This is a genomic window from Halolactibacillus miurensis, from assembly GCF_900116255.1.
In the GTDB taxonomy this organism is placed as follows: Bacteria; Bacillota; Bacilli; order Bacillales; family Amphibacillaceae; genus Halolactibacillus; species Halolactibacillus miurensis.
Window position 1 is genome coordinate 1 of record NZ_FPAI01000048.1, and the last position, 10727, is coordinate 10727.

Here is a 10727-nt window from a genome sequence, read left to right on the forward strand (position 1 = left end):
CGCAGATACGAACAGGCAAAGAAAGACGGCAAGCCGTTGCACGAAGCAAAAAATTATCAAAAGCAAAAAGTGAAAGTTGCCCGTATTCACGAAAAAATTAAACATGCACGTACGGATTTTCTGCACAAACTCAGTACCGATATTGTCAAAAACCACGACATCATAGGTATTGAAGATTTGCAGGTGTCAAATATGATAAAGAATCATAAGCTCGCAAGAGCGATTAGCGAAGTCAGTTGGTCAGAATTTCGTTCAATGCTTGAATATAAGGCAAAATGGTACGGGAAACAGGTGGTGCCAGTAGGAAAAACCTTCCCTTCGAGCCAACTATGTTCTTGCTGTGGCTACCGAAATAAAGACGTTAAGCATCTTGCTTTGCGTGAATGGAAATGTCCAACGTGTCACACCCATCACGATAGAGATCTGAACGCAAGTAAAAATATTGAAGCTGAAGCGATAAGACTTCTAACCGAAGGGACTTCGGGGATAGCCTAATCCATAACTGACCGTTAGGTTGGTCTTCTTAGGAATCTCCATCTTCAAATTTCGTAAGAAATTAAGGTGGAGTAGTTCAAAAAAAGACACGCAGCCATTTCAATGGGTAATATTTTCCTATATAATGAATAGTACCTCATGAGCTAAAGGAGTTTAACGAATGAAAAAAGGCCGGATGTTAGTCGTTATTGGCGTAATTATCACTGCCGTATGGCTAGGGACATTGTTAATTATCAATAACAGCTATCGTAATAACGCAAAAAAATATAACGACGCAAGAGCGCAATTACTCTCACGCTCAATTGAATCAGTCACTTCTTCATATGAACAATTTTCGAATTTTATTTTTGAAACGATTGTCAACACAGAAGAAGTCACAGAAAGATTAGCAGAGGCTAATGAAGCGAGTACCATAGAGAAGGCGGTGATTCGTGAGGAATTATATCGTTCTTTTGAAACGATTTATAATATTTCTAATAGCTATGAATTCAGGCAATTGCACTTTCATCTAAAAGATGGTGAGAGTTTCTTAAGAATGCATGCGAAAGATAAGTTTGGCGATCACCTATTCGATGTGAGAGAGTCCATTCGTATTGCTAATGTTGACAAGCGCTATGTGACAGGATTTGAAGAAGGGCGTATTTTCAATGGCTACCGTTTTGTTTATCCGCTGTATCATAATGATAGCCATGTCGGTAGTGTGGAAGTGTCGATTTCACTAAAAAGTATTATTAATATTTTAAATGACATGTATCCAACAACGGTTATTGGTTTTATTTTGGACCGTGAGGTGATGGAAACAACAGTGTTCGCTGATGAACAAAGTCATTATCAATTATCGGCTGTCTCAGATCAATATGTGGTTGATAAGGACGTCTATCAAACACAGCTCAACATTAATCAACAATTGTTTGATAATCCAATCTTTTTCAATGCGTATCAACAAACAGTCACACCAAATTTAAACAGCCGAGAATCATTCACCGAGTTGTTTCATTTCCAAGGTGAGAATTACCTTATCGTTTATCTTGAAACACTAAATATTCAACAACAATCAGTCGGGTATTATACTTTTGTTATGCCGGCTAGAGAATATAAAGCCATTGTGTCGACACGCCGGATTATGATTATAACCTCAACTGTGGTCTATTTACTAATTGCGTTGATGTTGTATGTGTTATATCAGCGACAACAAGCCATTCTCACATTGGCCACCCGTGATCCCCTTACGGGATTGTACAATCGTCATAAATTTAATCAACTTGTCGAGAAGCACATAAAAAGCAAACAAAAACATGCCTTAATGATTTTAGATATTGATCACTTTAAGCATGTCAATGATACGTATGGTCATAATGTAGGGGATGAAGTACTAGTGGCGTTAGCTCAACAGATGACTTTGGTGCTTGACCACAGTGAGATTTTTGCTCGTCACGGTGGAGAGGAATTTGTGGTCTTTTTCCCTCAGACATCACTCGCGCATGCGAAAATTGTGGCAGATATATTAAGACGTACGATTGAGAAAAAAGTGATGCCTACTGTTGGACATGTAACGATCAGTATTGGTCTAACGGACACAGTACCTCATGAGCACATTATTCACACAATTGAACGCGCGGACAAAGCGCTATATGAAGCAAAACGTTTAGGACGTAATCGCGTCGTGATACAATCTTCTAAAGCATAATCACTAGATGAATGTAAACTAAATGACAAATACCGCGCCATCAAGAAAAGAAAAATCTTGATGGCGCGGTATTTTTATGGCGTTTTTAAACTGTTAGCTGTTAGATAATGCTCTAAGCTCTTTAAACGAAGGGATAATGCCCAGTAATGGATTAGGTTTTAATAACCATATAAGTTAATGACTTTAGATGGGAATAAGGGGGTGATAAAAGTCATTACTTTTGTCAATCGAATCAAAATTTAAGCGTTTTCATGTAAGTTAAAAAGGGAATAGACTACTAATATAAGCGATAAGGTGCAAGCTTCTTACCTAAGGTATGCTCGAGCTCCTGGCGTTTGTTTTGTTAAGAAAATGAACGTAAGTTTTTTTACTATTTTGTGAAATAAGTGTGTTAAATACTTGTTAAAATAACTTTAATATCCAACTTATCGTTGTACTTACGCTTGAATTGTTTTACAATTTAGATAAGTGGCAAAAAACAAGACTATTTTCTTATGAAAAGTGATGGAATAGACGAACAAGTTGTCAAAAGTTGCCTCGTATTTGTTTAACGTCGTTAGATTTAACATGTCGAAAATAAAGACAAATGAAAGCAGGGGATCTTATGCAGTTATCCAATGAAGTAAAAGACCAGTTACAACGTTATCATCTTAGTGAGCTTTATAATAGTTATGATTATTTTGGCGCGCATCCATTCATTTACAACGGTGAACAAGGTGTCCTCTTTTTAGTTTGGGCGCCGAACGCGACACGTGTCTCGCTCGTTGGTACATTTAACTTTTGGAACGATACCAGTGATCCGATGGAACAAGTGACAGATACAGGCGTTTGGGGCAAGTTCTTTCCTGGTATTACGACAGGTGAAGTGTATAAATATAAATTATTTTTACCTGATGGTCGGGCGATTTATAAAGCAGACCCGTTTGCTTTTTATTCAGAAGTTAGACCAGAGACGTCATCGGTTGTCTTTGATTTAGATACATATGAGTGGCAAGATGACAAATGGTTAGAGAAACGGCAAAACTTTACCCCTTACAATCAACCGGTAAATATTTATGAGTTGCATCTTGGCTCATGGAAGATGAAAGAAGTCGGGAAATTTGATAATGAAGCTTTTAAATCGGTTGCTCCATCCAGCTTTTATAATTATCGTGACATCGCAGATGAACTGATTCCTTATTTAAAAGAAATGCATTACAACTACATTGAAGTTCTCCCCTTATCAGAACATCCTTTTGATGGGTCGTGGGGATACCAAGTCACTGGTTACTATAGTATGACAAGCAGGTATGGTAATCCGAGCGATCTTATGTACTTGATTGATGAATGTCATAAAGCCGGTATCGGTGTTATTTTCGACTGGGTGCCAGGGCATTTCTGCCGGGATGAACACGGGCTTATGTATTTTGACGGAACAGAGCTTTACGGCGACATTGATCATCCACAGTGGGGAACGAAAAAGTTTAACTTTTATAAAAGCGAAGTACGTAACTTCCTCATTTCGAATGCGTGCTTCTTGTTTGATAAGTTTCATATTGATGGCATTCGCGTCGATGGAGTGACATCGATTCTACATTTGAATTTCGGTCTCGATCATCAGCCGTATAAAAATGAACACGGGGGCGACGAAGACTTATGGGGTATTCAATTCTTAAAAGAATTAAATCTCGCGATATTTGAACGCTATCCCTTTGCGATTATGGCCGCAGAAGAATCATCTAGCTGGCCAATGGTCACACATCCGGTAGACAAGGGCGGACTAGGCTTTAATTATAAGTGGAAGATGGGTTGGATGAATGACACGCTGGATTATGTTGAACTCGACCCACTTTTTAGAAAAGGGAGTCATGATAAGATTACTTTTTCCATGCATTATGGTTACAGTGAAAACTTTATTTTACCGTTTTCTCACGATGAAGTTGTCCACGGTAAAAAAGCGCTCATTGATAAGCCGGTCGGTGATTATGAAGATAAATTTAAAACACTCAAACTGTTAATGTTGTATCAAATGACCCATCCCGGGAAGAAGTTAAATTTCATGGGAAATGAGATCGGTCAATTTATTGAATGGCGTTACTATGAGCCGGTGGAATGGTTCTTATTAGACTATGAAAAGCACGAAGATCATCGACAATTTAATGGTTTACTCAACCGACTTTACATGCAGGAGAAAAGCCTTTATGAACAAGATCATGACCCGGCAGGCTTTAAGTGGATGGATGCGGATAATCGCGATCAATCGATTTATATCTATGAACGAAAATCAACAGATGAGAGCGTGACGATTGTTCTAAACTTTACGCCTGTAGAATATAATGACTTTCGTGTAGGCGTTGAAACACCTGGTGAGTACCGGGTGATGTTCACGACAAAAGAAGCGCCTTACCGTATCAAACGCTACAGCTATATAAAAACAGAAGAAATACCGATGCACGGACAAGATCAGTCGATCTTGCTGCCAATTGGTGCTTTAGAAGGTTTAGTCATAAAAAAGAAAAAAGCAGCGAGAAAGAAGAAATAGACATAGTAGACTTTGAATTTGAAGGGGAATGACACATGACGAAGAAAAGTACAAAATTGATGAAACCCTATTCTCTATTTCTGGAACAATATATGAAACGACTCGGTCCAATCGATGAGGTTAATGGTTTTAAAGTACGTCCTGGTTTTTTTGATGAATTTGGTGCAACGGTGATTCCAGGAGGTGTGAGCTTTACTGTTCACTCCAAACATGCGACAAGTTTTAAATTAGCCCTTTATAAACGTCGTGCCGAAGAACCGTTTGTGATCTTACCGTTTCCAGAAGCTTATCGGGTTGGGAATGTTTATTCCATGATTGTGTTCGGTTTAGATATCGAAGAGATTGAATACGCCTATTTTGTTGATGGACCGTATCACCCGAAAAAAGGGCATATCTTTGATGACACGAATGTGTTACTTGACCCTTACGCTAAAGCTGTCAGTGGGCAAAGTGAGTGGGGAAAAAAGCCTGATTACGGGATGAGCTACCGGGCGAGAGTCGTGGCGAGTGATTTTGATTGGAAAAAATCGCGTGCCCCGCTTATACCGATGGAAGACCTCATCATCTACGAGTTACACGTTAGAGGCTTTACTAAAGATAAAAGTTCTGGCGTTGAATACTCTGGAACCTTTAGTGGACTAGCTGAAAAGATTCCTTATTTAAAATCGCTCGGTATTAATGCGGTTGAACTCATGCCGATATTTGAATTCGATGAAATGAGCGGGATGAGACATCATGATGGAAAAAAACTCTATGACTACTGGGGATATAATCCGTTATCGTTTTTTGCGCCCAATACCGCTTATGCCTCCAATCATGAGTACAATCATGAAGGAACAGAACTCAAAAAACTCGTGAAAAAAATGCACGATAACGGGATTGAAGTCATACTCGACGTTGTTTTTAATCATACGGCCGAAGGAAATGAACAAGGCCCTAGCATTAATTTAAAAGGCTTTGATAATAGTGTGTACTACATGCTGACACCAGATGGTCATTACTTTAACTTTAGTGGTTGCGGCAACACGTTAAACTGTAATCACCCGATTGTGAGGCGGATGATCATTGACTGTTTACGACACTGGGTAATTGAGTACCGCGTAGATGGTTTTAGGTTTGATTTAGCCTCGATTCTTGGTCGTAATGAAGACGGCTCGCCGATGAATAACCCACCACTATTACAAAATTTAGCGTTCGATCCGGTGCTAGCCAATGTCAAACTCATCGCAGAAGCATGGGATGCGGGAGGATTGTATCAAGTCGGCTCTTTCCCCGATTGGAACCGCTGGTCTGAATGGAACGGTAAGTATCGAGATGATATTCGAGCCTTTTTAAAGGGTGATGCCGGCTTAGCTCATACAGTTTGTGATCGTATCGCAGGCTCCGTTGATATTTATTCCCCGCGCCGACGTGAAAATTCTCCGAGTGTCAACTTTATTACATGTCACGATGGGTTTACGCTCTATGATTTGTACAGCTATAACGACAAGCATAATGAAGCAAATGGGTGGGGCAATACCGACGGTGATGATCACAACTTATCTTGGAATTGCGGTATTGAAGGTGAGACGGATAACGAAAACGTATTACAGCTCCGTCACCAAATGATACGCAATGCATTTACGTTACTTTTAATGAGTCGCGGGACACCGATGATCTCTCAAGGGGATGAATTTTTACGTACGCAACAAGGCAACAACAACGCCTATTGTCAAGATAACAAAATCTCATGGGTCGACTGGACTTACTTAGAAGAAAATAAAGACATGATGACATTTGTTAAACATTTGATTGATATAAGAAAAAAACATCCGATTTTGCGCTCGCAAACGAAACCGTCACGAAGTGGCTATCCTCATTATTCGAAACATGGCGTGAACGCTTGGTATTTGTCGGACATGGAAGCAGAACGTGTGATAGGCGTGATGTTTAGTGGGCGTGATGAGACCGGTGTTTATGATGATTATAGTTACATCGCCTTTAACAGTCACTGGGATGACCATATCATTGAATTACCTGTGTTACCCAAAGGTTATCACTGGCAAAAACACGTAGATACAGCTAAACCAACGAAAAAATCAGTGGTAAAAGAAGAACACCTAGCGGTGTTAGAATCGACTCACTTAGAAGTGAAAGGACGCAGTGTATGTGTGTTATTTGCTCATTATCGATCTGATGGTAACGATGAGTAAGTGATATAGATTATTTTACAACAACGGGGGAGGAATTCAGATGAAAAAAACAAATGCTATTGCCATGCTACTCGCTGGAGGACAAGGGACAAGACTAGAAGCACTCACAAGAGAGAATGCAAAACCAGGTGTGATGTTCGGGGGAAAGTACCGAATTATTGACTTTAGTTTAAGTAATTGTTTTCATTCGGAGATTTATACTGTGGGGGTTATGACACAGTATAAGCCACTTTTATTAAACCGTTACATTAGTAATGGTAATGCTTGGGCGCTTGATAAGGTGAATCAGGGTGCGTATATACTCCCACCGTACATGCGTGAAGATCACGCTGAATGGTACCGCGGAACAGCTGATGCTGTCTACCAAAACTTTGAATTTATTAAGATGTATGACCCAGAGTATGTGGTCATTTTATCTGGGGATCACATTTATCAAATGAACTATCGCCCGATGATTGAAGAAGCCCGTAATAAAGATGCGGACTTGACGATTTGTGTGCGTCGCGTCCCGTGGGAAGAGACGTTCCGCTTTGGTATCATGAATACAGATGAAGATTTTAAAATTACCGAATTTCAAGAGAAACCGAAAGACGCCAAAAGTAACTTAGCTTCAATGGGGATTTACGTCTTCAAATGGTCTGTGTTAAAAGAAGCGTTAGAAAAAGATCATCAAAACCCAGCGTCCACTAAAGACTTTGGCCATGATGTTATTCCGACATTACTCGAAGAGGGCAAGCGTTTATATGCTTATACCTTTGATGGTTACTGGCGCGATGTTGGGACAGTCGATAGTTACTATCATGCAAATATGGATTTACTTGATACCCGTGATGACCTTGATTTAACGAGTGACTACTTACGTGTCTTCTCTAATAACGAGCACCGCGATCCACACTTTGTCGGTGAAAAAGCTGACGTTTATAATAGCTTAATTGCGGATGGTTGTTATATTAATGGCGGGGTATCACGCTCTGTCTTAGCTCATGATGTTGTAATCGAAGAAGGCGCAATCGTTGAAGATGCGATCCTCTTTGGTAATGCGACCGTAAAAAGCGGTGCCGTTGTCAGACGAGCGATTGTCGCAGATGATGTGACGGTCGAATCGGGCGAAACAGTAGGGAGCACTGAAGGCAAAATAACCTTACACGTAGGAGGGGGCCAATCATGAAAAAAATCGCCGGCGTGATCATTAATAGCTCAAATCAACTCGACTTGGATGCGCTCGTCAAACATAGAAGTATTCATACGATTCCGATTGGAGGAAAGTACCGTCTCATTGACTTTCCGCTGTCAAACTTGGTCAATATGGCACAAGATTTATATGTTGGGGTTGTCGGTTCATATAATTACCGGTCTGTCGTTGATCACTTAAAACAGGGTCAAGATTGGAACTTAAGTCGAAAAAGTAATGACTTACTTATTTTACAAGGTGACCGCTCGGCTAAGATTGGTAAAGTCAGTCGCATTTCGATTCAAGACTTTGTTGATAATAGAGAATTTTTCAATAGACTCTCAGGTGACGTTGAACATATTGTTTTAAGTGGAACCAATGTCATCAGTAATATAGATTATAAAGCCATTCTTGATGAACACGAAACAAATAACGCAGACATGACATTACTTTATAAAGATAATTATGATGGAGAAATTCAAAATAGAGAAGTACGGCTCGTCGTTGAAGGTAATGATGTGAAAGAGATTGTTTACAGTAACGATAAACGACAAGACGGTGAACCATTCATTGATTCACTTATCATCAACCGCAAGCTCTTTATGGAGATTTTAGACGAAGCAGAAAAACGTGGACTCGTTGATTTCATCGAACTCGTTGATCAATGTCTCAATGACTACAAAGTAAAAGCTTATAATGTACCGGGCTATGTGAAAATTATTAATTCCATTCAGGCGTACTTTGACTGCTCAATGGATCTACTTACGTGTGAGGTCAATCAAGAATTGTTTAAACAAGAACGAAAAGTCTATACAAAAGCAAAAGATAATCATCCAACTGTTTACGGTAAAGAAGCGCATGTGAAGAAGGCGCTCGTCGCCAGTGGCGCGATAGTGAACGGGACAATTGAAGATAGTATTGTCTTTCGTAATGCGACCATTCATGAAGGGGCCAAAATAAAAAATAGCGTGATTATGCAGGGCGCTGTTGTAGAAAAAGATGCGGTCGTTGTCAATGCTATTTTAGATAAAAATGCCGTTGTCAAACAAGGCGAATTTATTACGAGCACAACGAGAGAACCCATCTTAGTTCAAAAACGATCGTAACAAGGAGGCGAAAAATAAGTGAAAATTTTATATGCAACGTCTGAAGCTTTTCCGTTTGCAAAAAGCGGCGGATTGGGTGATGTCGCGGGTGCGTTACCAAAGACATTAAAGAAAAACAATGTCGATATTCGAGCGGTTATGCCGCTCTATCAAGATATTCCAGATGAGTACAAGCGAAAAATGACGAAGATTGGTGATTTCTCTGTTCAGTTAAATTGGCGTCACCAACAGTGTGAATTATTTTATTTAAAGCATGATAATGTGTTTTGGTACTTTATTAAAAATGATTATTACTTTGGTCGACCAGGTCTATACGGTTATTTCGATGAAGCGGAACGCTTCTTGTTCTTCTCAAAAGCGATTCTGTCATTTATTCCAAAGTACGACTTTTGTCCAAACATCATTCATTGTAACGATTGGCAAACAGCGGCGATTCCGATGTTGTTGAAAAAACAAGTTCAAGCTGGTTGTGGTCATCATGTGAGAACGGTATTAACGATCCATAATATTAAATATCAAGGGGTTTACGGAGCAGAAACCTTATATGAGGTGTTAGGCCTGTATCCAGCAGATATCACCTCAGAATTAGAATTTAACGGCGCGATTAACATTATGAAAGCGGGTATTTACTATGCTGATTATGTGACGACTGTCTCACCAACGTATGCGAAAGAACTTGAGCACGCCTATTTTGGTGAAGGCTTAGATGGTGTTATTCGTGATGTGAAATGGAAGATGACCGGTATTTTAAATGGGGTTGATTATGATATCTTTAATCCAATGACCGATCAAGCTTTACCTTTCCCTTACCAAGATGTAGCTGGGAAAAAGAAAAATAAAGCCGCGTTTTTGAAAGAACAAGGACTGAATCCAGATAAGCTTACCATCGGTATGGTCTCTCGTTTAGTGGAACTAAAAGGCATTGATTTAGTTCAGCGGATGATTGAAGAATTAATGGCGTTAGATATTCAACTAATCGTGCTCGGAACAGGTGATTACCATTATGAAGAATTCTTCAAATATGTTCAACATCGTTATCCAACGCAAACATCGATTCATATAACTTTCAGCAATGCGCTTGCTTCAAATATTTATGCGGCTAGTGATCTATTCTTAATGCCATCACGGGTTGAACCGTGCGGGTTAAGTCAGATTATTGCACTTAAATACGGGGCACTGCCTGTCGTGAATCGGACGGGTGGATTAAATGATACAATCACGCATATTGATGAAGGTTCAGACGAAGGTAATGGTTTTATTTTCAATGAATACAATGCCCACCAAATGTTTGAGCAAATTAAACGAGCCAAACGTATTTATGATGAAGAACCTGAACGCTTCAACGGCTTTGTCAAACAAGCCTTTGCGGCAAACTTTGACTGGGAACAGCAGTCAAAAGAATATTACCGGGTGTATGAAATAGTAGATGGCAGCGATGAACATGAAGGTCGTCTGATTTAAGGTTGTATAATATTTGGTGTTGGTGAAGGGATTTTAAGTGAGATAGAGATTGCTCACTAAAATTACTCACTAGCACCTTTTTCTTTCTAAATAT

At 39.6% G+C, this 10727-nt stretch carries 7 protein-coding genes; all 7 read left to right on the forward strand.

Features of this window, described 5'->3' with window-relative positions; translation table 11 throughout:
* Nucleotides 1-495, forward strand: a 495-nt coding sequence (locus BM390_RS14950; RefSeq protein ID WP_143103206.1) for an RNA-guided endonuclease TnpB family protein, incomplete at its 5' end; no start/stop codon positions are given.
* Between the two features lie 160 nt (nt 496-655).
* The gene (locus BM390_RS14955; RefSeq protein ID WP_089855721.1) at nt 656-2182 is read left to right on the forward strand and encodes a sensor domain-containing diguanylate cyclase; all 1527 of its coding nucleotides are present in this window, start codon (nt 656-658) and stop codon (nt 2180-2182) included.
* A gap of 604 nt (nt 2183-2786) precedes the next feature.
* The gene (gene glgB / locus BM390_RS14960; RefSeq protein ID WP_177220745.1) at nt 2787-4703 is read left to right on the forward strand and encodes a 1,4-alpha-glucan branching protein GlgB; all 1917 of its coding nucleotides are present in this window, start codon (nt 2787-2789) and stop codon (nt 4701-4703) included.
* 35 nt (nt 4704-4738) lie between these two features.
* A complete protein-coding gene (glgX, locus tag BM390_RS14965) occupies nt 4739-6895 on the forward strand; it encodes a glycogen debranching protein GlgX (RefSeq protein ID WP_089855725.1) in 2157 nt (718 codons plus the stop codon).
* A 40-nt stretch (nt 6896-6935) separates the two neighbouring features.
* Nucleotides 6936-8063, forward strand: a complete 1128-nt coding sequence (locus tag BM390_RS14970) for a glucose-1-phosphate adenylyltransferase (RefSeq protein ID WP_089855728.1) — start codon at nt 6936-6938, stop codon at nt 8061-8063.
* Complete coding sequence (glgD, locus tag BM390_RS14975; protein ID WP_062323870.1) at nt 8060-9172, forward strand: glucose-1-phosphate adenylyltransferase subunit GlgD; 1113 nt, start codon at nt 8060-8062, stop codon at nt 9170-9172. The genes BM390_RS14970 and glgD overlap by 4 nt, the downstream gene beginning before the upstream one ends.
* An 18-nt stretch (nt 9173-9190) precedes the next feature.
* Nucleotides 9191-10633: a glycogen synthase gene (locus tag BM390_RS14980; protein ID WP_062323871.1), complete on the forward strand. Its 1443-nt coding sequence runs from the start codon at nt 9191-9193 to the stop codon at nt 10631-10633.
* Nucleotides 10634-10727 lie beyond the last annotated feature (94 nt).